Origin of the sequence: Asanoa ishikariensis, assembly GCF_900107455.1 — a bacterium.
In the GTDB taxonomy this organism is placed as follows: Bacteria; Actinomycetota; Actinomycetes; order Mycobacteriales; family Micromonosporaceae; genus Asanoa; species Asanoa ishikariensis.
On sequence record NZ_FNQB01000004.1, the window covers coordinates 309,536 to 330,949 of the forward strand.

At 69.2% G+C, this 21,414-nt stretch carries 15 protein-coding genes; 9 read left to right on the forward strand and 6 right to left on the reverse strand.

The window, feature by feature from the left end:
* Positions 1-307: 307 nt before the first annotated feature.
* Both BLV39_RS34120 and BLV39_RS34125 read left to right on the forward strand, forming a co-directional pair.
* On the forward strand, positions 308-2,158 hold the full coding sequence (locus tag BLV39_RS34120; protein ID WP_204082702.1) for an N-6 DNA methylase: 1,851 nt from the start codon (positions 308-310) through the stop codon (positions 2,156-2,158).
* Entirely contained in the window at positions 2,145-3,830 is a 1,686-nt protein-coding gene (locus BLV39_RS34125) for a serine/threonine-protein kinase (RefSeq protein WP_239083539.1), read from the forward strand. Before BLV39_RS34120 ends, BLV39_RS34125 begins: the two co-directional genes overlap by 14 nt.
* A 42-nt stretch (positions 3,831-3,872) precedes the next feature.
* Here the strand turns inward: BLV39_RS34125 and BLV39_RS34130 are convergent, their stop codons facing one another.
* The gene (locus tag BLV39_RS34130; RefSeq protein ID WP_090801390.1) at positions 3,873-5,174 is read right to left on the reverse strand and encodes a M1 family metallopeptidase; all 1,302 of its coding nucleotides are present in this window, start codon (positions 5,172-5,174) and stop codon (positions 3,873-3,875) included.
* Positions 5,159-9,076, reverse strand: coding sequence for a Pls/PosA family non-ribosomal peptide synthetase (locus BLV39_RS34135; protein ID WP_090801392.1), 3,918 nt, complete (start codon positions 9,074-9,076; stop codon positions 5,159-5,161). The genes BLV39_RS34130 and BLV39_RS34135 overlap by 16 nt, the downstream gene beginning before the upstream one ends.
* A gap of 428 nt (positions 9,077-9,504) precedes the next feature.
* On the opposite strand from BLV39_RS34135, the gene BLV39_RS34140 reads away from it, so the two are divergent.
* Positions 9,505-11,010, forward strand: coding sequence for an AfsR/SARP family transcriptional regulator (locus BLV39_RS34140; protein WP_176985229.1), 1,506 nt, complete (start codon positions 9,505-9,507; stop codon positions 11,008-11,010).
* A gap of 43 nt (positions 11,011-11,053) precedes the next feature.
* Here the strand turns inward: BLV39_RS34140 and BLV39_RS34145 are convergent, their stop codons facing one another.
* The 3 genes from BLV39_RS34145 to BLV39_RS34155 all read right to left on the reverse strand — a co-directional run bounded on the left by BLV39_RS34145 (position 11,054) and on the right by BLV39_RS34155 (position 14,266).
* Positions 11,054-12,124, reverse strand: coding sequence for a glycoside hydrolase family 19 protein (locus BLV39_RS34145; RefSeq protein ID WP_090801396.1), 1,071 nt, complete (start codon positions 12,122-12,124; stop codon positions 11,054-11,056).
* Positions 12,125-12,232: 108 nt separating this feature from the next.
* On the reverse strand, positions 12,233-12,637 hold the full coding sequence (locus tag BLV39_RS34150; RefSeq protein WP_090801398.1) for an STAS domain-containing protein: 405 nt from the start codon (positions 12,635-12,637) through the stop codon (positions 12,233-12,235).
* A gap of 144 nt (positions 12,638-12,781) precedes the next feature.
* Positions 12,782-14,266, reverse strand: a complete 1,485-nt coding sequence (locus tag BLV39_RS34155; protein ID WP_090801400.1) for an MFS transporter — start codon at positions 14,264-14,266, stop codon at positions 12,782-12,784.
* A gap of 110 nt (positions 14,267-14,376) precedes the next feature.
* Between BLV39_RS34155 and BLV39_RS34160 the strand changes: the two genes are divergently transcribed.
* The 3 genes from BLV39_RS34160 to BLV39_RS43315 all read left to right on the forward strand — a co-directional run bounded on the left by BLV39_RS34160 (position 14,377) and on the right by BLV39_RS43315 (position 15,573).
* Positions 14,377-14,946: a TetR/AcrR family transcriptional regulator gene (locus BLV39_RS34160; protein ID WP_239083538.1), complete on the forward strand. Its 570-nt coding sequence runs from the start codon at positions 14,377-14,379 to the stop codon at positions 14,944-14,946.
* A gap of 92 nt (positions 14,947-15,038) precedes the next feature.
* Complete coding sequence (locus tag BLV39_RS34165; protein WP_090801403.1) at positions 15,039-15,335, forward strand: hypothetical protein; 297 nt, start codon at positions 15,039-15,041, stop codon at positions 15,333-15,335.
* A 70-nt stretch (positions 15,336-15,405) separates the two neighbouring features.
* The gene (locus tag BLV39_RS43315; RefSeq protein WP_176985230.1) at positions 15,406-15,573 is read left to right on the forward strand and encodes a hypothetical protein; all 168 of its coding nucleotides are present in this window, start codon (positions 15,406-15,408) and stop codon (positions 15,571-15,573) included.
* 5 nt (positions 15,574-15,578) lie between these two features.
* Here the strand turns inward: BLV39_RS43315 and BLV39_RS34170 are convergent, their stop codons facing one another.
* On the reverse strand, positions 15,579-16,436 hold the full coding sequence (locus BLV39_RS34170; protein WP_090801405.1) for a hypothetical protein: 858 nt from the start codon (positions 16,434-16,436) through the stop codon (positions 15,579-15,581).
* A gap of 455 nt (positions 16,437-16,891) precedes the next feature.
* On the opposite strand from BLV39_RS34170, the gene BLV39_RS34175 reads away from it, so the two are divergent.
* The 3 genes from BLV39_RS34175 to BLV39_RS34185 all read left to right on the forward strand — a co-directional run bounded on the left by BLV39_RS34175 (position 16,892) and on the right by BLV39_RS34185 (position 21,405).
* Entirely contained in the window at positions 16,892-19,180 is a 2,289-nt protein-coding gene (locus BLV39_RS34175) for a hypothetical protein (RefSeq protein WP_143050009.1), read from the forward strand.
* A gap of 72 nt (positions 19,181-19,252) precedes the next feature.
* Positions 19,253-19,747, forward strand: a complete 495-nt coding sequence (locus tag BLV39_RS34180) for a hypothetical protein (RefSeq protein ID WP_090801409.1) — start codon at positions 19,253-19,255, stop codon at positions 19,745-19,747.
* Between the two features lie 80 nt (positions 19,748-19,827).
* On the forward strand, positions 19,828-21,405 hold the full coding sequence (locus tag BLV39_RS34185; protein ID WP_090801411.1) for a PfaD family polyunsaturated fatty acid/polyketide biosynthesis protein: 1,578 nt from the start codon (positions 19,828-19,830) through the stop codon (positions 21,403-21,405).
* Positions 21,406-21,414: the final 9 nt, after the last annotated feature.

The following is a 21,414-nucleotide window of genomic DNA, read 5'->3' on the forward strand; positions in this document are numbered from 1 at the left end:
GCCTGGCGGTCGAAGCCTAATGGGGTGAGGCAAATAGCAAAGCGTTGGTGTCGCAGGATTTCATCGGCTTGCGGAAGCGAATCCGCCTTCGATTTCCCATTTATCGGTATAGGAGTAGCGTTGGCTGTGCTCGCCGGTTGATCCGAAAGGGTTGGGTTCCGTCCGTCGCGCACAGCACGACAACGGGTTGACTGTGGATGAGCCATCCCTTGGGGGCCCTCGTCTTCGGGGGTCGGGATTCATGGAACCACTGTCGGAGAACACTGTCAACAGACAAAGTCTGGACGCCCTGTGTACACTCCGCCGTGTGGAACGGAGAGCAAGGGTCACGGCAGCGGACATCGCCCGCCTTGCGGGAGTCGGGCGGGCCGCCGTCACCAACTGGCGGAAGCGGCATGCGACGTTCCCGACGCCGGTGGGCGGTACTGCCGCGTCCCCGCACTTCGATCTCGAACAGGTTGAGGTATGGCTGGCTGACCAGGGCAAACTGCCGGCAGTCGCTGACGAGGATCGAATCTGGCGCAAGCTGCTCGCGAGCGCGGATGATCCGTCCGAAGCCTTGGCTGCCGCAGGCGAACACCTCCACGGTGTACGCCCTTTGCCCTATTCCGAGTTGGAGTTGGAACTCGCCGACCTTGCGAGAAGACGTGAGCCGCAGGGCGCGTTCGATGAACTCTGGCGCCGGTTCGTCGGGCTGCCTGGACAGCGTTCGATCACCACACCGGACGCTCTAGCCGACCTGATGGTCACCCTCGCCCACGTCTCCGGCAGTACAGTCCTGGACCCTGCTTGCGGGAACGGGAGTCTGCTGCGTGCGGCAATCAGGGCCGGCGCCACAACGGTCTATGGCCAAGACAACGACGCCGCCGCGACTCGTCTTGCTCGACTCTGGCTCGCGATCAACAATCGGCCAGGGACGGTCGCTACCGACGACTCCCTACGACGGGATGCCTTTCCCGGCCTCAACGTCGATGCGGTGGTGGCAAACCTGCCGTTCGGCCTTACCAACTGGGGGCATGAGGCGCTCAGCCACGACGCGCGATGGGTCTATGGACTTCCGCCACGTACCGAACCTGAACTCGCTTGGGTGCAACATGCGCTCGCTCATCTGAAACCCGGGAGGCGTGCGGTACTGCTGATGCCGCCTTCGGCGGCGAGTCGGCGAGCGGGTCGGCGCATCCGCTCCGAGTTGCTGCGGCGGGGAGCGATTCGTGCGGTAGTCGCGTTGCCGCCGGGAGCTGCCGCGCCTCACGCGATCAGCCTGCACCTTTGGGTGCTGCAGCGCACGACCCAGGCCGCTCAAGAGGTCTTATTCGTCGATGCGACCGCGGCAAGCATCGAGTCGGTCACCCGGCGCATCGCGGAATCCGTGGAGGGCGCCGACGACGACATGACATACGCGGCCTCGGTGATCGATCTACTGGACGAAGAAGTCGATCTTACGCCCGGCCGGCACGGCTTGGCAGATGCGGCTGGGGCTGCGTCGGCGAAGACGCTGCACGAGAGCCGGAAACGGCTGGTCGGTATGGTTAACTCGCTTCACGACCTCTTGCCCGACTTGCCTGATGCGGACGTCGCTGCCGGCCCGCTTCCCGTGATCGGAGTCGCTGAGTTGGTTCGCACGGGAAGTCTTCATCTGCTTGGTCCGGTCCGTGTCGGCCCGAGTGATTTGGGTCAGGAGACAGATGTCCCGGTATTGACCAGCGATGACGTCGTAGCGGGCCACAGTGCATCCGGACGCTCGGAAGGGCCGCTTCATCCGCAGATCCCTCTGCTGCCAGGCGATGTGGTCGTGCCTACGATCGGCTCGGGCATAGTGGCACGCGTCATCACCGCAGAGCCAGCGGTGCTCGGCCGCAATCTGCTTCTCCTGCGTTGCACGCCGGATGAACTTGACCCATGGTTCCTCGCGGGCCACTTACGAACATCGACCAACGAACGGCAGACTGCTAGTTCCTCCGGATCCCAACGTTACGACGTCCGCAAGGCCCAGATCCCACGCATCCCCATTGAGCAGCAGCGGCGGCACGGTGCCGCGTTCCAGAAACTCCAGCAATTCGACGTCACCGTCCGAGCGGCCGCGATGCTCAGTGGCGAGCTGTCCCGCCACGCCGCTGACGGCTTGGCCTATGGATTCCTGACGCTTGGCGACATCTGAACGGCCCGATGACATCGATCGCCTGAAATGCGCGATGATGGCGGATGCCGAGCAATGGATCGATCATCTATCCACTAGGGCCGTTGCTCGGCCAGCGGACAGAATGGGGGTCGCGGTGGCGGGGCGAACGCTCGGCGACGGGCGGTACGAACTGCAAAGCCCGCTCGCGCGTGGAGGGATGGGCGAGGTTTGGCTCGGCCGCGACACGCGACTTGACCGGGAGATGGCGGTCAAGTTCATCTGGGCCCGGCACGAAGCGCTGGAAGAAGAGCAGCTCCGCCGGTTTTTTCGGGAAGCGAAGATCACAGCACGGCTGGAGCACCCCGGGGTGCCGGCCGTGTACGACACCGGTGTTGACCAGGACGGTCGCCCGTACATGGTTATGCAACGGGTCCACGGCATGAGCGTGGCAGACCTCGTCTCCGAGCATGACCCACTGCCGATCAGTTGGGCAGCCACCATCGCCGCGCAAGCATGCGCCGTCCTCGTCGCCGCGCACGCCGCATCACTGGTGCATCGTGATCTCAAGCCCAGCAACCTCATGCTCGAACCGAACGGTTGTGTGAAGGTCCTCGACTTCGGCCTGGCCGTGGCACCGACCCTGGCTGACTTCTCTCGGATCACCGTGACCGGCCAGCCGATCGGCACCCCGGCGTACATGGCGCCGGAGCAGGTCGAAGCGGGCCTCAGCGAGCCCGCTACGGACTTGTACGCCCTCGGCTGCACGCTTCACGAGATGATTGCGGGCGACCAAGTCTTCATCGGTCCGACCGCATACTCTGTGATGACGCAGCAGGTGAGGGACGCGCCGCCGCGACTGCGGTCGTTGCGCTCAGATATCCCCGCGGCGCTGGAGAAACTGGTCCTTGATCTGCTGGAGAAGCGGCCAGAGGACCGCCCAGCCGGCGCCGACGAGGTTCACCAGCGCCTGCTGCCCTTCGCCAAGAACCTCCCTTCGCTTCCTGGGGTTCTCGAAGCACCAGGTCGACCTAGTCCAGTCCGTATGTACGCCGAGTTGGTCACTCGAGTGCCAGGCACGGCGCGGGAGTCAACGCCATCCGCTCCTGTGCAAGGCCGGCGTGAACCGAAAACTGCCGAGCCCGCTGTTACCCGCCAAGCTCTGACGAAAGTGCGCGGCGACGTCGGGCAGTTGATTCGTGACACGAGGTTCAGCGAGGCGGCTGAGATCCTCGCCGACGCCGAAAACACCGGTCGAGAGGCCTTCGGCGCCACCGACAACGAGGTGCTACGCATCCGCTACGACCTGGCTAACGCGCTGTTTGAGGGCGGTGACTACCGCCGCGCCGCACCCGTCTACCAAGCGCTTGCTGCTGATCTGCTGGCCGGGGGAGCTGGCTCATCCGACATGGTGTTCGACTGTCGGGTCAGGGCGGCCATCTGTCAGGCTATGACGGGCGAGGCACGGCAAGCCTTAGAACAACTCGACGGGCTACTTGCCTACCGGCGAGGTTCCTACGGCGCGGACGATCCCCGCACGCTGGAGCTTCGTAAACAAATCGCCCTGCTGCAGTTGCGGTCCGGCCAACATGACAGGGCCCAAAAGACGCTGACGAGCCTGCTCGATGACGTGCGCCGGTTGCCGGCCGGCACGGACCCAAGTCCAGCCGAGGTCGCAGATCTGCTCGCGTCCATTCGCTCCGAGAAGAACTAGGGACGGCGACGTGCGAGTCGCGACTCGCCGAGGACCAGCATGTCAGGCCGGCAGGTTCGGCTCGTACAGCCACGCGGCGAACAGCTCGCTGAGTGAGCCTGACGTGTGGTGCTGCGCCAGCGTCGTGAACTGCTCGGTGGTCACCGTGCCGTGCTGATGGGTCTGCGCCCAGTCCCGCACCAGCGCGAAGAACGACGCGTCACCGATGACCGTGCGCAGGGCGTGCAGGGTCAGTGCTCCGCGCTGGTAGACCCGGTCGTCGAACATCCGCCGTACTCCCGGATCGGCCACCCGCAGGTCCTGCGGCAACCCGGCCAGCAGCCTCCGCGACCGGGCCGCGTGCATCGCTGCCGAGTCGCCGCCGGAGAGCTCTGACCACAGCCACTCCGCGTACTTCGCGAAGCCCTCGTTCAGCCAGATGTGCCGCCAGTCGGCCACCGTCAGGCTGTTGCCGAACCACTGGTGCGCCAGCTCGTGGGCGACGAGCCGCTCGGATCCGCGCCGCCCGTCGACGTGGTTCGCGCCGAAGATGGACAGCCCGTGTGCCTCGACCGGCACGTCCAGCTCCTCGTCGACCACGACGACCGCGTACTCGCTGAACGGGTACGGCCCGAAGAGGCCCTCGAAGGTCGTCATCATCTCCGGCTGCCGGGCGAAGTCGTGCGCCACCGGGGTGAGCAGCCGCGGCGGGACGGCCGCCCGCTGCGGAATCGGACCGGTGGCCAGGTCGACGAGCGCGTAACGTCCGATCTGGACGGTCGCGAGGTAGGTCGACATCGGCGCCGACTGCTCGTACACCCAGGTTGTCCTGGTCGCACCGACCGTGCGGGAGACCAGGGTGCCGTTGGCGACGACGGTGAACCGCGACTGGGTGGTCAGCGCGATCCGGTACGTGGCCTTGTCGGCAGGGTGGTCGTTGCACGGGAACCAGGACGGCGCTCCCGTCGGCTGGCTCGCCACGAGCGCGCCGTCGTCGAGCCGCTCCCAGCCGAGGTCGCCCCACCGGCTGGGGATCGCCCGGGGAGCGCCTTCGTACCGCACCGTGACCGTGAACGGTCTCCCGGCGCGCAGCGGCGACGCCGGTCGGATCCGCAGCTTGCCGGCGCGATGGCTGTAGCGCGCCCGCGCGCCGTCGACCAGGACCTGGTCGACCTGGAACATGCCGAGATCCAGGCTGACCTCGGCAAGGGTACGGTCGGCCGTCGCGGAGATCGTCGCCCGGCCGGAGAGCCGGCCCGGACCGGCCCGGTAGTCCAGCTCGAGGTCGTAGTGCGTCGTCCGGTAGCCGTCGTTGCCGTGCCGGGGCAGATACGGGTCCGCGCCCACGCTCAGTCCGCTTGCCACGCGGCGATCGGGTTGCCCAGCCAACGGCCTCCGCCGGGCACGGTCTCGCCGCGCATGACCAGCGACGCCGGCCCGACCGTGGCATGCGCACCGACGGTCGCGCCCGGCAGGACGATGCCGTGCGGGCCGAGCGTGGCGCCCTCCTCGAGAGTCACCTGATCCATGCGCATGATCCGATCATGGAACAGGTGGGTTTGCACGACACAGCCGCGGTTGACGGTGGCGCCGTCGCCGAGGCGGATCAGGTCGCTCTCCGGCAGCCAGTAGGTCTCGCACCACACGCCGCGCCCGATCCGCGCGCCCAGGCCGCGCAGCCACAGGCTCATCAGCGGGGTGCCGCCGACCGAACCGGCGAGCCACGGGACGGCCAGGACCTCGACGAAGGTGTCGGCCAGCTCGTTGCGCCACACGAAACTGCTCCACAGCGGGCGCTCGCCGACCCGGAACGCGCCGACCAGCAGCCATTTCGCGGCGAGAGCGACCACGCACGCGGCGATCCCGGCCGCGAACAGCAGCGCACCGACGGCGGCGATCGCGACAGCGAAGCCGTAACCGGCGGCGAGAGCCTGAAGACCAGCGAGGGTGAGCACCGCGAGCGCGACCGTGCTCATGACCGGGATGACCCGGCAGGCCTCGACGAGGGCACGCGCGAACATCAGGTGCGCCGGCGGGTCGAACGTCCGGCTCTGGTCGCCGTCGGCCACCGCGCGCGGCACCTTCATCGGCGGCATGCCGAGGTAGGAGCTGCCGGCCTTGGCCTTCTTCGGCGTCGCGGACAGCACGCCGACCAGCCCGCGGTTGGGCACGGCACGGCCGGGCGCGGTCATTCCCGAGTTGCCGAGGAACGCCCGCTTGCCGACGCGGGCGGCGCCGATCCGCAGCCAGCCGCCGCCCAGCTCGTACGAGGCGACCATGGTGTCGTCGGCGAGGAACGCGCCGTCGCCGACGGTGGTCATCGCGGGCACCGCGAGGACGGTGGACGCCTCGACCCCGCGGCCGACCCGCATGCCCAGCGCGCGCAGCCAGACCGGCGTGAACAGGCTCGCGTACAGGGGGAACAGGCCGACCCGGGCGAGGCTCATGAGTCGTTCGGTCGCCCACGCCTGCCACGCGACCCGCCCGTGCACGGGGTGGTAGCCGGCGCGCAGGCCGAGGCTGAGCGCCCGCACCAGGGCCAGAATGAGCAGCGCGTACGTGGCCACCACCGCCACGGTGGCGAGCGGCACGCCGATCAGCGCCTGCCCGAGGGCGGCCTGGAGGGTGGCGGTGCCCTGCACGAACCGGCCGAGCACCAGCAGCCCCGGCACCGCCGCGATCGCGGGGAGCAGACCGAGCACGAGCGAGGTCAGCCCGTACGCCAGGGTCCACCCGACCACGCGGTCGGGACGGCGCTGCGGCCAGCGGCGGGCCGCCCGGCCGGACCGGCTCGCCGGGACACCGGCCCACCGTTGCGCCGCGGGCACCGAACCGATCACGGCCGACCCGGGTGCGACCTCGGCCCGTTTGCCGATCCGCGCGCCGGGCATCAGCGTGCTGCGGGCGCCGACCGTGGCGCCGGCGCCGATCCGGATGCGGCCGACGTGCACGACGTCACCGTCGACCCAGTGCCCGGACAGGTCGACCTCCGGCTCGATCGCCGCGCCCGGCCCGATCCGGAGCATGCCGGTCACCGGCGGCAGGGAGTGCAGGTCGACCCCGGCGCCGATCTTCGCGCCGAGCGCGCGTGCGTAGTAGGTGATCCACACCCCGGTGAGGTTGGTCGCGCCGGTGGACGCCGCGAGCTGCTCGGCGGCCCACAGTCGCATGTGGACGCGACCGCCACGCGGGTAGGTGCCGCGCCGCACACCGCGCAGCAGCAGGCGGGCGCCGCCGGCCGCGATCGCGAGCCGGCCCGGCGGGCTGATGAACAGCAGCCAGCCGGCCAGGACCCACCACCAGGACACGGTCGGTGCCCACGGGTACGAGCCGAACATCGCGAGCACGTTGTTGATCGCGGCCAGGGTCACGACCCAACGCAGCCCGACCACGCCGAGCAGCGGGAGCATCAGGACGCTCTGGGCGATACCCGTGCGCCGGGGCGTCGGGCGCACGGTGCGGTTGGCCGCCTCCGCGGCCTTGAAGTCGTCGAGCCTGCGGGCCAGCGCGCGCAGGGTCGGGTGCTGGTAGACGTCGCTGACCGACGCGCCCGGGTAGCGGACGCGCAGCAGCGTGACGAGCTGTGCGGCGCCCAGGCTGGAGCCGCCGGAGGCGAAGAAGTCGTCATCGGTGCCGCCCGGCGCGACGCCGAGGATCTCGCTCCAGCACTCGGCCAGCCACGCCTCGGTGCCTTCCAGCCGGAGGGCGGTCGCGGCGGCCTCCAGCTCCGGCAGCGGCCACGGCAGGGCGGCCCGGTCCACCTTGCCCGACGTGCGGGTGGGCAGGCCGTCGACCACGGCTATCAGGGGCACCAGCGCGGCCGGCAGCGCGGCCCGCAGCCGCTCGACCGCCGCCGCCTTGTCGAACCCCGTATCTGCCGCCGGCACGACGTACCCGACGAGAAGTTGGTTGCCGTGTGTGGTCGTGCGCACCGCGGCGGCCGCGGCGGCCACGTCCGGCAGCGCCTGCAGCGCCGCGTCGACCTCGCCCAGCTCGATCCGGCGCCCGCCCAGCTTGACCTGCTCGTCGGCCCGGCCGAGGAACACCAGCCCCTCAGGCTCGGCGCGGACCAGGTCACCGCTGCGGTACGCGCGCGTCCAGCCGAGTGACGGCAGCGGCGCGAACTTCTCCGCGTCCTTGTCGGCGTCCAGGTAGCGGGCCAGCCCGACGCCGCCGATCACGAGCTCGCCGATCTCGCCCATCGCGGCCGGGTGGCCCCAGGGACCCATGACCGCCAGCTCCCAGCCGTCGAGCGGCAGCCCGATGCGCACCGGACCCTCGCCGGTGAGCTGCGCGGCGCAGGCGACGACCGTGGCCTCGGTCGGCCCGTACGTGTTCCACACCTCGCGGCCTTCGACGGCCAGCCGCTCGGCGAGCTCGGGCGGGCAGGCCTCGCCGCCGAAGATGAGCAGCCGCACGTCGTCGAGGGCCTCGGCCGGCCAGAGCGTGGCGAGCGTCGGGACCGTGGACACCACGGTGATCCCCTGCTCGACCAACCACGGCCCGAGATCCATCCCGGTACGCACGAGCGAGCGCGGCGCGGGCACCAGGCAGGCGCCGTGCCGCCACGCCAGCCACATCTCCTCGCAGGAGGCGTCGAACGCGACCGACAGCCCGGCGAGCACCCGGTCGTCCGGCCCCAGCGGCTCGTCGCGCAGGAAGAGCCGCGCCTCGGCGTCGACGAACGCGGCGGCGGAGCGGTGGGTCACCGCGACGCCCTTCGGCCGGCCCGTGGACCCGGAGGTGAAGATGATCCACGCGTCGTCGTCGGGACCGGGGCGGCGGGCCTTTCCACTGGGTGTGCGGCGCTGTGTCAGCGTCCGGTCGGGTCCGAGGACGGCAGACACGTCCGCCTCGGCGAACACGAGCTCGGCCCGCTCGTCCGGGTCGTCGGCGTCCACCGGCACGTACGCGGCGCCGGCGGCCAGGACGGCGAGGATCGATACGTACAGGTCGACGGTGCCGGACGGGACGCGCACGCCGACGCGGTCGCCGACCCCGACGCCGGTCGCGACGAGCCGCTGCCGCAGCTCGCTGATCTCGCCTTCGAGGGCCTTGTAGGTGAGCTGGGTGGCTCCGTCGTCGATGGCCGGGGCGTTCGGGTGCCGCTGGGCGGTTTGGGCGAGGATGTCCAGAAGGGTGCGCGCGGGCGGGGCGGTCTCGGCGGAGTACAGGGCCCACGGCTGGCTGGGCGCGACGGGTGCGTCGACGGGCAGCGGCTCAGCGGGGGCCTCGACCAGATCGACTTCGGCCACGTTCGCGCGCATGCTCCACCCTCCGACGAACATGAGCTGCACCGCCGGCGGGCAAGGCGCATCTGTTCCTCGGTGGCGCGCGGACACCGCGACCACCGACCGGAAAGCGTAACGCAGTGTTAACCGTAGTTACCCCAAATTCGGCAACCTGGTGGCTGGTATCACAGGGAGGCCCGGGCCGTCCGCGCGCCGGGTTTCATCTGCCCACATTGGACATGAAGGCCCCGGGCGGCGGCACACGAGTCCACAGTGTCGGGGTGTCCCGGGACGATCGACGATCGTCCCGGGACGTCGGTCAGCTAGCAGCACTCGATCGAGTGGCCGCCCGACCTTCCCCCGAGTGCGCTCGCGGCGGCCGGTGCGGCCGCCATCGCGATCATGGCGGCGCCGCCCAGGATCACGATCGCCAGTCGCCGACCCAGGTTCGTGCGGAAGACGCCGTGCTCGGGCCGTTGCGGGTCGAGCGCGACGGCATCGGTGTTCCGCTCGGCCCACAGCTCACCGCGCTGACCTCGACGCTCCTGCTCGAGCCGGGCGCCGCGATCCCGGCCCGGCGCCTGATCGACCTCCTATGGACCGGCGCACCGCCGGACGGCGCGGCGGCCACCCTTCGCAGCCACGTCTCGCATCTGCGCACGGCTCTCGGACCTGATCCGATCGTCACCGTGGGCAGGGGCGCGCGCCTGGGCTATCGCCTCGACATCGACCCTGACGCCGTCGACTCGCACCGCTTCGCGTCGGCCTGTGCGCATTCGCAGCGGGCCGACGACGCCACGCGTTCGCTGGCTCTCCTCGACGAAGCGCTGGCGCTGTGGCGCGGTCCCGCGTACGCCGATATCGCCCATCAGCCCTTTGCCCTGCCCCAGATCGCCCGGTTGCAGGGTCTGCGCCAGGCCGCCCGGCGCGACCGGGCCGAGGCGTTGTCGGCGTCCTACCTCGCGCTGGGGGAGCGGGAGCGCACGATGTTCCGGGTGCTGGGGCTCTTTCCGGGCGCGGCGATCGGCGTCGACGCCGCCGCCAGTCTGGCCGGCACGACGGCGCTGTCCGCCACCGCGGCACTGGCGGTCCTCGCCGAGTCCAATATGGTCACCGAACTGCCCGGCGGACGCTTCAGCACACATGACCTTCTTCGTGCGTACGCCTTCGAGCTGGCGACGCCGGACGCGGAGGCCGCCACCGGACGGCTCGTCGACCACTATCTGCACACCGCTGAGGCCGCCGAGCGGCTGTTGAGGCCGCACCGGCACCGCGGGAGCACCGCCACGGCGACCGTGGCGTTCGACGACCAGGAACAGGCGATGGCCTGGCTGGCCGCCGAGCGGCCCGTCCTGTTGGCGCTCCTGGAGAGCGCTTCGACCGGCGACACGGCGGCCGCCGCGCTCGCCCGTGCCATGACGACGTACCTGCACCGGTCGCTGCAACCGGCCGTCGTCCTGTCCGTGGCGACGTCGGCGCTGCGGGCGACCGAGCGCACCGGTGACGCGTGGGGACAGGCGGATGCGCTGCGCGAACTCGGCCTGGCGCTCATCCAGCTCGACCGGCACAGCGAGGCGGCCGACACGCTCGACGCGGCGCTGGAACGGTTTCGCGACCTCGACGACTACGTCGGCACGGCCGACACCCACCTCACGCTCGGCTGGCTCGCGGACCAGCAGGGGCGCCTGAGCGACAGCCTCGACCACGACCGCCAGGCGCTCGCCCTCTTCGTGCGCGCCGGAGACGTCGCGGGCCAGGCGCGAGCCCTCAACGCGGTCGGCTGGGACCACTCGCGGTTGGGCAGCCATGCCCAGGCGCTGCGGCATTGCCGCCGGGCCGTGCGCCTGCACGAGCAGCGGAACGACACGTCGGGAGCCGCCCGCGCCCATGACAGCGTCGGCTATGCGCTCCACCACCTCGGCCGCTATTCCGAGGCGTTGACCAGCTTCGAAGGCGCCTTGAGCGGCTGAGGAGCCCGGGAGCGTCCGGGTGCGACGCTCCCGGGCATCCTGTTCAGCAGTAGAGGTTGTTACCCGCGCCGACGCCGAGGATGCCGACGAACTGCTGGTAACGGGTGACGCGGCTCTGCACCTGGGCGGGGTTGCCGCCGTTGCACTCGATCGAGCCGTTGATGCTGCGGATGGTCTGGCCGAAGCCGGCGCCGTTGACCATGGCGTTGTGCGCGGTCATCGTGCCGGGGCCGTTCTGGGTCATCCAGTACCAGAGGCCGGTCTTCCAGGCGACCGCCGCGTCGGTCTGGACGAGCCAGGGGTTGGTCAGCAGCGGCAGCCCGAGCGCGTTGCCGGCCGCGTTGTAGTTGAAGTTCCAACTGAGCTGGATCGGCCCGCGGCCGTAGTAGGCGGCCTGGCCGGCGGGGCAACCGTACGACTGGTTCGGGTCGCAGTAGTGGGGGTAGTTCGCGGTGTTCTGCTCGACGATGTAGACGAGCCCGCCAGTCTCGTGGTGCACGTTGGCGAGGAAGGCCGCTGCCTCCTGGCGCTGGACGGTGGTGCTGCCGCTCTTGGCGAACGCGGGGTACGCGCTGAGCGCGGCTACCAGCCCGGAGTAGGTGTAGAAGGAGTTCCGGCCCGGGAACATCTGGTTGAACTGGGACTCACTGACGACGAAGCCACCCGTCGGTGGTGGGTTGGTCGGGCCGCCACCGCCGCAGGTGTAGGGCTCCCAGTACCAGGTGCTGATGATCGGGTCGTAGCCCGGGTTGTCGTGCTCGGCGATGTAGTACAAGCCGTTGGTGTAGCGCACGATCGCGCCGGTGGCGTAGAAGGTGCCGGCGGCCCAGTTCGGGTAGTTGCAGCTTCCGCCCGGGTTGCCGCTCCCGCCGTCGCAGGCGCCGAGGTCCTGCCACACGCCGGTGGTGCCGGGCGGGGCCTCGCCCTGCGTCCACCATTTCGCCTGGTAGTTGCGACCGTTGCGAGAAGCCTGGTTGCCTCCCCAGTAGACGGTGGAGGCCTGCCACGCGGCCGAACAGGCGGCGGCCGAGGCCGCGGTCGCGGGGATGATCGCGGCCACTCCGCCGGCGACGACCATGGCCAGGGCCACGAGAACGGCACGCAGTCTCGACATGCGATCACTCCTTTCTGGAGTATGCCCCTGCGTGCGAACAGGAGCCACGGATCGATGCCCGTGACTGTAGCACCTTCTGTTCGTAAACTTTACTAATAGTTCGGGGGGCTAGCCGGCTTTCTGTTGGTCGCTCGTCCGTTGCGCGCTCCCGCACTCCAGAAGCTGGGGATCGGTCGTGAGCAGGGTGAAGACACCCATGACCTCGAGCACCCGGCGTACGACCGGCTGAGCTCTCGTGACGATCAACGCGGTGCCACACTCCGCCGCGCGATGGCGACCGGCGAGGAGCACCCTGATGCCGGTGGAGTCGAGGAACGGGACTCCGGCCAGGTCCACCACGATTTTGGTGACCCCCGCATTGTCGATCCCGTCCTGGAGCGCGTCTTCGAGTCGTCCCGCGGTGTCCAGGTCCACCTCGCCGGCGACGGCAACGGTCAACGCGTTCTCGTCCACGTACCGCTCGATGAAAAGGTCGAGCACCTCATATGCACCCTCGTGCGATGCGCTGGTCATGACAGCTACCGATCACGTCGATTTTGCGCCGGGCACTGATTGCCAGTCGAGTGTGCCGCAACCACGCCGCCATCGCTATCCGCCCGCGAAACGGAAAAGCCCTGGCCGGACGGAGGTCCGATCAGGGCGTTTCCGGTCCCGGGGTTACCGCTTGGTTCCGTGGGGGACCAGGTGCAGCTCGACGGGCTCCGGTGGGAGGTCGTCGACTCCGGCGGCAACGGCCTGCTGGTGCCGGCGCCGCACCGACGGCAGGGCCAGCGAGGCCAGGACCGCGACGAGGCCCGCGCCGGCGCAGACCCAGAAGCCGTAGGTGAACGCGTCGTCGGTGGGCAGGCCCTGCGGGGTGCTGTGCGAGGTGATGACGGCCGCGACGACGGCCGTGCCGATGCTGCTGCCGATGGTCCGCGCGATGGTGTTGACGCTGGTCGCCTCGCCGGTCTGCGTGGCGGGAACGCTCTCGATGATGGCGTTGGACATCGCGGCGAACGCGAGGCCGATCCCGGCGCCGGTGAGGATGCCGGAGGCCAGCATCTGCCAGATCGCGCCGTGGCCGACGGCGGGCAGCGCGAACGACACGACGACCAGGACGACGCCGAGGAACATCGGGACCTTCGGGCCGTAGCGGCGGTCCAGCAGGCCGGCCAGGGGTCCGAAGACCACCATGGTCGCGACGGTGGGCAGCAGGAACAGGCCCGACTGCGTGACGGACTTGCCGAAGCCGTAGCCGGTGGCCGCGGGGAGTTGCAGCAGTGTCGGGATGAGCAGGAAGGTGCCGAACATCGCGAAGCCGAGGCCGAGGGCCACGACGTCGGTCGCCCAGACGCCGCGCAGCTTCATCAGGCGCATGTCGACGAGGGGCTCGCGTACCTTCAGCTCGACGGCGACGAACGCGACCAGGGCCACCAGACCCAGCAGCAGGAGTACGACGGTCGGTGTCGCGACCCAGCCCCAGCTCTGCCCCTTGCTGATCGCGAGCAGCAGAGACACGAGGGCCACGGACAGGATCCCGGCGCCGAGGATGTCGAGGCGCCCCGGTGTGCGTACCCGCGACTCCTGAATGCCGAAGATCGCACCGGCCAGCGCGACGGCCACGACGACCAGCGGCAGCCAGAACAGCCAGTGCCAGGAGAGGTGCTCGACGATCGGCCCGGCGGCGACGATGCCGACGCCGGCGCCCACGCCGAAGATCGCGGACAGCAGGCCGACGGTCACGCCGACCTTCTCGCGCGGAAGCTCGTCGCGCACGATGCCGATCGAGAGGGGAAGGATCGCGCCGGCCGCACCCTGCAGCGCCCGGGCCACGATCAGCACGATCAGGTTCGGTGCCACGGCGGCGAGCAGGGTGCCGGCGAACAGGGTCGCGAGGACCCCGATGAGCACGCGGCGCTTGCCGACCATGTCGCCGAGTCGACCGAGGATGGGCGTCAGGACCGACGCGGACAGCAGGTAGGCGGTCAGGATCCAGCTCACGTCCGCGGTCGAGGCGCCAAGATCGCGCCCGATGGTCGACAACGCGGGCGCGACGAGCGACTGCAGCACCGCGAAGGCCAACCCGCCGAGCGACAGGTACAGCACGAGCAGGGTGTTGCTGGTGGCCCGCGGGGTGGCGCGCTCGATGATCTCTGTCATGAGTTCCCCGAAGCGTCTTGTAAACAACTGCTGACTTACCAGTATGCGCACGTCAGGACGTAAGTCAACGATGGTTTACATCACACTGACGGCGCCGGTACGCTGATCGTGTGACTTCACCGCGGCGCCGTGACGCGGCCGGCACCAGACGGCTGCTGCTCGAGGCCGCCCGCCGCCGGTTCGCCCGCAACGGCTACGCGGCGACGACAGTGCGCGACATCGCCGACGAGGCCGGCGTGAACGTGGCATTGATCAACCGCTACTTCGCTTCCAAAGAAGGCTTGTTCGAGGCGTGCCTACAGGGAGTCGGCAACGAGCTCGGCGACGCGGTCGTCGGTGTCGACCAAGTGCCGCGGATCATCGCCCGACAGCTTTCCGGCGCCCACAAGGGTGAGCACCCGAACCAACTGCTGTTGTTGTTGCGGTCGTCGGGTGACGAGCGGGCCGAGGAGATCAGGCTCGGCATCCTGCGCTCGTTCGCCGAACGCATGGCTGCCGCGGGAAACTGCGCCCCCGGCAACGAGGACTGCCTGCTCCGCGCGCAGGTCCTCCTCTCGGCGGCGCTGGGGCTGGCCCTCCTGCGGTCGACGACCACAATGGAGCCGCTGACGTCGGCGGACGAGCACGACCTCCTGGCGCCGCTGCAGGACCTGTTCGACGCCCTCCTACCGGGCCGGTGATTTTGCCGAACTGGCTCGACCGTCTCCTCCCGTACCCGGCCCGCAGTCGTCGATCAATGGGCACCCGATGAGGTTGCGGTACTTTGCAACCCATGAGCTGCGAAGTGACGTCTATGACGCATGTAGACGTCGGTGTGTATGACATGGAATATGTCTGTCACGGTCAAGCGAAGCGTTACCGCTTCCGCGTCGAGAGCGTCCCCTTCGCGCACGGCGGCGGCGGCGTCGCGCATATCATCAATGCCGATGGTCATTATCACGGCGACTTCGACGACGACGACGCGCAGCGGGCCATCCCGCGGCTTCACAAATTGCTCCTGGCATTCCATGGCGGCGAGTCTCCCGACCTCCCCTACGACCTTGTTCGAGAAGACCCAGCGCTGACGTGATCGCGGCCGGTGATTTACGGCCCCGTCGTTCTGGGTATGTCCACCATCGCCGGAAAGGTGGTGGTCCGTGATGAAGAAGCCGAGCTGGAAGCTCTACCCGTTCGTAGCCGCGGCGACCGCTGTTCTGCTCGCGATGGCCGTGGGCGACAAGGTGGGTCCGGACGCGGCGTGGATGTTCGTGGTCGTACCGCTGCTGGCGGTGGTCGCGGTGGCGCTGACCGTCCGCCGCGGCACCTGAGACGCTCAACCCGCCAGCAGGTCCCTGAACCCCGCCCGTTCCTTCTCGAGGTCGACCGGGCCGCCCGCCAGTTCGGTCAGGAGATCCGGCAGGGGCCAGGTCGCCAGGTGTGCGTAACGGGCGTTGTAGACCCCGACGGCCTCGATGGCGAACTCGTCCGAGAAGTCGAGCAGGACGTACCCGAGCAACTGCATGATGGTCGCCGCCTCCAGCGACGACCGCCGCGTTCCGTCGGGGCGTTTGCTGCCGAGCCCCGTCTTGAGCTCCAGCAGCAAGCCGGCGGCGACCAGATCGGCATCGGCCTTCATCAAGCGCGACCCCTCGAAGGTCGGCCCTAGCGCCCAAGCGCCGCGCCGAGCCGCCAGGGCCGGCATCAACGTGCTCTGCGCGGACGCACGGAGCTCTCGGAGCTCGTCGATCGCGTTGAGCGGGGCGAGTTCGAGGAGCCTGTCGGCCGTGACCGAGCTTCCCAACTCCGCCAAGGGCGATCCTGGCACGAGGCCGACCCGATAGACGTCGGTCAGCAGCGCCAGCGACCAGCAGGCGCGGGCGAGCAGCTCGTGGTCGATTTCGGTGTCTGAGACCGGTCCCTCGAACCGAGGGGTTCCCGGGTCTTCTCGGTAGCCGAGCATGAGCGCGAGCTCGCGGACCGCGACGCGGACAGCGGGCGTGCGCGCCCCGCGCAGGGCCAAACGTAGGTCTGGGCGAGGGTGCGTCATGAAGCGCACCATCCAGTCGAACGCTGAGCCGATGGTCGCCGGGTTGGCCCGGCCGCCGGCCACGACCAGCGGGCCGACGGATTCCCGGTACCGCGCCTGGAGGTCCTGCCACCTCCCGAACCGTACCGTGACGAACGCCCTCACGGGCGAGGTCCGATCGCTCAAAGCGGTGGTCAGCGAAGGCCATCCGCCAACCGCGGTTCTGTCCATCATGTACGGAGGTTAGCCAACCAAGCAGTGTCCACAAGGGCAGAGATCATCCGTGTGCAGAACTCCTGGACATCGGCCACCTCGACTGGCATGCGTTAGCGAAGCGGCTCGGCATCTTCGCCAGTACAGGCCTGTTCCAGCCAGAGGTCGGAACGGTCTATACGAGCTTGACCCGGGGCAGCCGGGAACATGTTGTCGTGCACAGCAAACCGCTGCCCGACCCCCTTAAGCAGCACTGACCTACGCGTGTTTCGTGGGTGTGTCGCGTCCCATCATTTGACGTCAGCTTTACGACAGCCGTCGATGCCTCTTGTGCCCCCTACGCATGCTCGTTCCCCGCTACCGTCCGGTGTGCATCCATCGGATTCAATCAATGGGGGAACGAGTCCATGCGACATCGCAGACGCATGTTCCGGAGGCTGGCCGCCTTGGTCGCGGCGACCGTCGTCGCTCAGGTGGCGTTCTTCGGCACACCCGCCGCTGCCAACACCGACCGCTGGGAGGCCGCGGTCGCGGCGGTGCCCGGCACCAAGTACGCCCGGGACGCCAAGGCCTACATCACCGAGGCGGTCGAGGCGCTGCGGCCGCACATCAGGGGCAGTGAGGACAAGAAGGAAAGCCGCATCGACCAGGTGCTGGCCGATGTCGGCATCCGTTACTTCGACGGGGCCCGGCTCAACGGCTTCGAAGACGCTGACAAGGCGTTCGGCAACCTCGAGAAGTTCGGCGACTTCGTCGAGGAGCGACTGGACGACGGGCTCAGCGGTACCAAGGAACAGGATCACATCGCCGCGCTGGTGAAGAGCCTGACCGCGGTCCGGCAGCTCGCCGATGCGGCCGTCCAGGACGCCGAGGCGACCATCGGGCCGTTCCGGGCGAACCCGAAGCCGACACCGGTCCCCGAGGGCCTGGACAAGGCGTTCAAGGACCTGCGCGACGCGCGGGAAGACCTCGCCGAGGCCGACGAGGAGTTCCGCGACGCCGACGTCGAGGACGCGATCGAGCACGCCGCCGAGGCGTGGGCGAGCGGATTCAAGGTTCTCAAGCAGTTCGGCATCACGTACACGGGAGACCGTGACGCGGACGGCGTCGTCGACGGGGTGGAGCTGCGTTTCGGGTCCAGCCCGCTGCTTGTCGACTCGGACCGCGACGAGCTGACCGACAAGTTCGAGATCACCCAGCTCGTCGGATTTACGCGGCCGAACTCCTACGACACCGACGCTGACGCGATCTCGGACGCCGCCGAGGACGTCGACCAGGATGGTCTGACCAACCTGGACGAGCAGCGGATCGGCACCTCACCCACGAATCCCGACACCGACGGCGACGGGGTCAACGACGGCACCGAGGTCAGCCGGGGCAGCAACCCGCTCGTGGCCGACCAGCCGCGTGGCCCGCCGCTGCCGGGCGACGTCCCTCCGATCAACCCGCAGCCCACCGGTGTCGACACCGACGGTGACGGGGTTCCGGACCTTGTCGAAGAGGACAACGGGTCCGACCCGGCCAAGCCCGACACCGACGGCGACGGCCTCTCCGACGGCACCGAGCTCGACTACCTGATCAGCGCGCTCTTCCAGGACACCGACGGCGACGGCCTGCGCGACGACTACGAGATCGCCAACGCCGAGTCGCAGGGGCTGCACCCGAGCCAGTTCGACGAGCAGATCAGCAAGTGGACGTACGTCAGCGACTTCCTGCTCGGGATGTTCGCCGGCGACTTCGCCGAGAAAGACTCGATGGCCTGGCTGGCCGGCAACCTCTGCGGCGGCGGGCTCAGCGTCATTCCGGTGGTCGGCTGGATTCTCGGCGGACTCGCCGACATCCGCGACACCATCGCCGCGCTCATCCACGCCGACTGGGTCAGCGCGGGCCTGAGCATCCTCGGCGTCATCCCGTACGTCGGCGACGCGGTCAGCATCCCGGCCAAGGTCGTCAAGTTCGTCAACAAGTACGCGCACCGGCTCATGGCGGCGGCGCGCTACGTCGCCAAGTACGACAAGATCCCGGACACCGTCAAGGAGCTCACCTACGAGCTCATGATGCCCGAGGTCTGGAACTACCTCGTCGTCGAGCAGGTCGAGGAGCCGGCCGGCCTCGTCTCGGTGGCGGTGGCCAGCAGCCGGGTCTCCAAGGGGAACTTCGACCGGCTGCTCAACGGCAAGCGGACCGACCTCAAGCGGCTGCAGGAGATGATGACCGACGGGCCGCACGAGAACGGCCCGAAGGTCGCCTGGGCATACGGCTGGACCGACGGCGAGGACAACTTCGCCGAGATGATGCAGGGCATCGGCCGCCCGGGCGAGCGGACCTTCGACGTCAAGAAGCCGGACAGTCCCGACTTCAAAGGCCCGCGCGAAGTCGACTACGCCGAGGAGACCGACGAGGGCTGGATCTTCCACGAGGTCAAGTCCGGCTTCGCTTTCAGCTCTGGGCGGATCTTGGAACAGGTCGACCAGTGCAAGAAGGACGCCTGGTACCAGGATCGCGCGAACCAGGACTCGATCAAGCAAGCCAATCAGGACAAGATGAAGGGCAAGGGTGTCAAGAAGGTCCACTGGCACTTCGTGGCGAGCGGCAGCGGACAGCCCAACGTGAACGACCTCGGCATGTCCGAGGAGCTTTACAACTGCCTGAAAGAGAACAACATCACCTACACTATTCACTTCCCGGCGGACTGACTGATCGCAGCGTTGCGGGCCGGGCCACGTGCCCGGCCCGCACCTTCGGACCACGTACGTGAGGACGCAGGAATGACCTCTTCGCCTTTCGCGGTGCCGGGCGTCGAACCGCAGGCCGGCTCCGCGGATCAGGGCAGTGTCGGCTACCGCGGCGACCAGTTCGCCGGCCTTCCCGCGGTCGCGGCCGTCCTCGACGGCCTCCCGGCGGAGCTGATCGCGCTGGCCGGTCCGGCCGAGACCCGGGAGGAATACCCGATCGGCCGCCAGGCACTGACGGAGCAGGTCTACGTGTCGACCGACGACGGCCTGCGATGGGGTCTCGGGTTCGCCGACGAGGTGGGCTTCCTGGTCCAGCCGAGCAAGGGCCGCATCCCCGAGGACCTGATCGAGAAGGCGCTCGCCGAGCAACCGGGCGTAGCGTCCGTGTTCCATTACGACCGGGAGTCCTTCGAGGCGGAGACCTCGGAGCTACTGCGCGCGGACGAGATGATGGCCCGCTGGCTGGCGGCCATTTTCACCGCACACCAGGCGTACGCCAGCCACCTCGGGCGGGAGCTTCCCTACTGACGCCGTCAGTTCAAGAGCCGACACCATGACATTCATCGTGACGGCTACGCTCGAAGCTGACCGCGACCGGGGGGAACCCATTGACGTCTTCGCCACGTTGGCTGCCTGGTGAGCGTCAAGCGGACTTCTCGCCCGACGGCATCGTCGACTGTGTACGACGCTTTCGCGAGCCCGTTCATGTCGTACGCGGCCAGGCCGGCTACGAGCCCGGGCTCGGGATCGGTGGACACCTGGCCGCGGACGGCGCATTCGAGCTGCTCGGCACGCTGCCTGCGCTCTACCCGGAATGGCTCGGCGACCGCTCCTTCAACCGCACCCACGGCGTCCGGTTCCCCTACATCGCGGGGGAGATGGCCAACGGCATCGCCACCGTCGCCTCGGTCGTCGCGATGGCCCGCGCGCGGATGCTCGGCTTCTTCGGCGCCGCCGGTCTTCCGCTGCCAGCCGTCGAACGCGCGGTAGGCGAGCTGAGTCGCGAGCTGCGGGGCACCGACAACTGGGGCGTCAACCTGATTCACACCCCGGGCACACCCGAGCTCGAAGACGGCCTGGTCGACCTGCTCCTGAAAGCCGCCGTGCCCAAGGTGTCCGTGTCCGCCTACATGGATCTCACCCCGGCCGTCGTGCGCTGTGCGGTCGCGGGCCTGAGACCGGACGGCCGCGCCCGGCACCTGTTCGCGAAGGTCTCCCGGCCCGAGGTCGCCGCCAAGTTCCTGTCGCCGGCGCCACCCGAGATCCTGCGTGCGCTCCTGGAACGCGGGCAGATCACCAGAGCCGAGGCCGACCTGGCAAGAAAGGTCCCGCTCGCCGAAGACATCACTGTGGAGGCCGACAGCGGCGGCCACACCGACAACCGGCCGCTGGCCGTGGTGCTTCCCGCGATCCGGGCCTTGCGGGACGAGTTGGTCCGCCGCCACGGCTACACCCGCCCCATCAGGGTCGGCGCCGCCGGCGGGCTGGGCGATCCAGCCGGTGTCGCGGCCGCGTTCGCCGCTGGTGCCGCCTACGTCGTGACCGGCACGATCAACCAGCTCTCCCGCGAGGCGGGACTCTCCGACGCGGCCAAAGCGCTGCTCGCCGAAGCGGACCTGGCCGACGTCACCATGGCTCCCGCCGCCGACATGTTCGAGTACGGCATCAAGGTGCAGGTGCTGCGACGCGGCACAATGTTCGCCGCCCGCGCCGGACAGCTCTACGAGACCTACCTGGCCTGTCCGACCCTTGACGACGTCCCGGACGCGACGCGCGAGCGCATCGAGAAGGACATCCTGCGCGGGACCTTTGACGACTGCTGGAAGCAGACCCGCCAGTTCTGGCTCGAACGCGACCCGGCCGAGGCGGACCGCGCCGAGCACGATCCCCGCCACCGCATGGCGCTGGTCTTCCGTTCCTATCTCGGGCTGTCGAGCCGGTGGGCCATCACCGGCGAGCCGACCAGGCAGACCGACTACCAGATTTGGTGCGGCCCAGCGATCGGTGCGTTCAACCGCTGGGTCGCCGGCAGCCCGCTCGCGGAACCCGCGCATCGAACGGTCACCCAGATCGCGCTCAACCTGCTCGAAGGTGCGGCCGTGGTGACACGTGCGCACCAGCTACGTTCCTACGGCGTCGCGGTGCCCGACGAGGCCTTCGCCCCGCGCCCGCGTCTGCTGTCGTGAGGAGGACCA

Coding starts and splice junctions, on each gene's coding strand:
- BLV39_RS34135 (WP_090801392.1), bottom strand. CDS start 9,076: ATGCGCGCGAACGTGGCCGAAGTCGATCTGGTCGAGGCCCCCGCTGAG.
- BLV39_RS34145 (WP_090801396.1), bottom strand. CDS start 12,124: ATGTCGAGACTGCGTGCCGTTCTCGTGGCCCTGGCCATGGTCGTCGCC.
- BLV39_RS34150 (WP_090801398.1), bottom strand. CDS start 12,637: ATGACCAGCGCATCGCACGAGGGTGCATATGAGGTGCTCGACCTTTTC.
- BLV39_RS34155 (WP_090801400.1), bottom strand. CDS start 14,266: ATGACAGAGATCATCGAGCGCGCCACCCCGCGGGCCACCAGCAACACC.
- BLV39_RS34165 (WP_090801403.1), top strand. CDS start 15,039: ATGAGCTGCGAAGTGACGTCTATGACGCATGTAGACGTCGGTGTGTAT.
- BLV39_RS43315 (WP_176985230.1), top strand. CDS start 15,406: ATGAAGAAGCCGAGCTGGAAGCTCTACCCGTTCGTAGCCGCGGCGACC.
- BLV39_RS34175 (WP_143050009.1), top strand. CDS start 16,892: ATGCGACATCGCAGACGCATGTTCCGGAGGCTGGCCGCCTTGGTCGCG.
- BLV39_RS34180 (WP_090801409.1), top strand. CDS start 19,253: ATGACCTCTTCGCCTTTCGCGGTGCCGGGCGTCGAACCGCAGGCCGGC.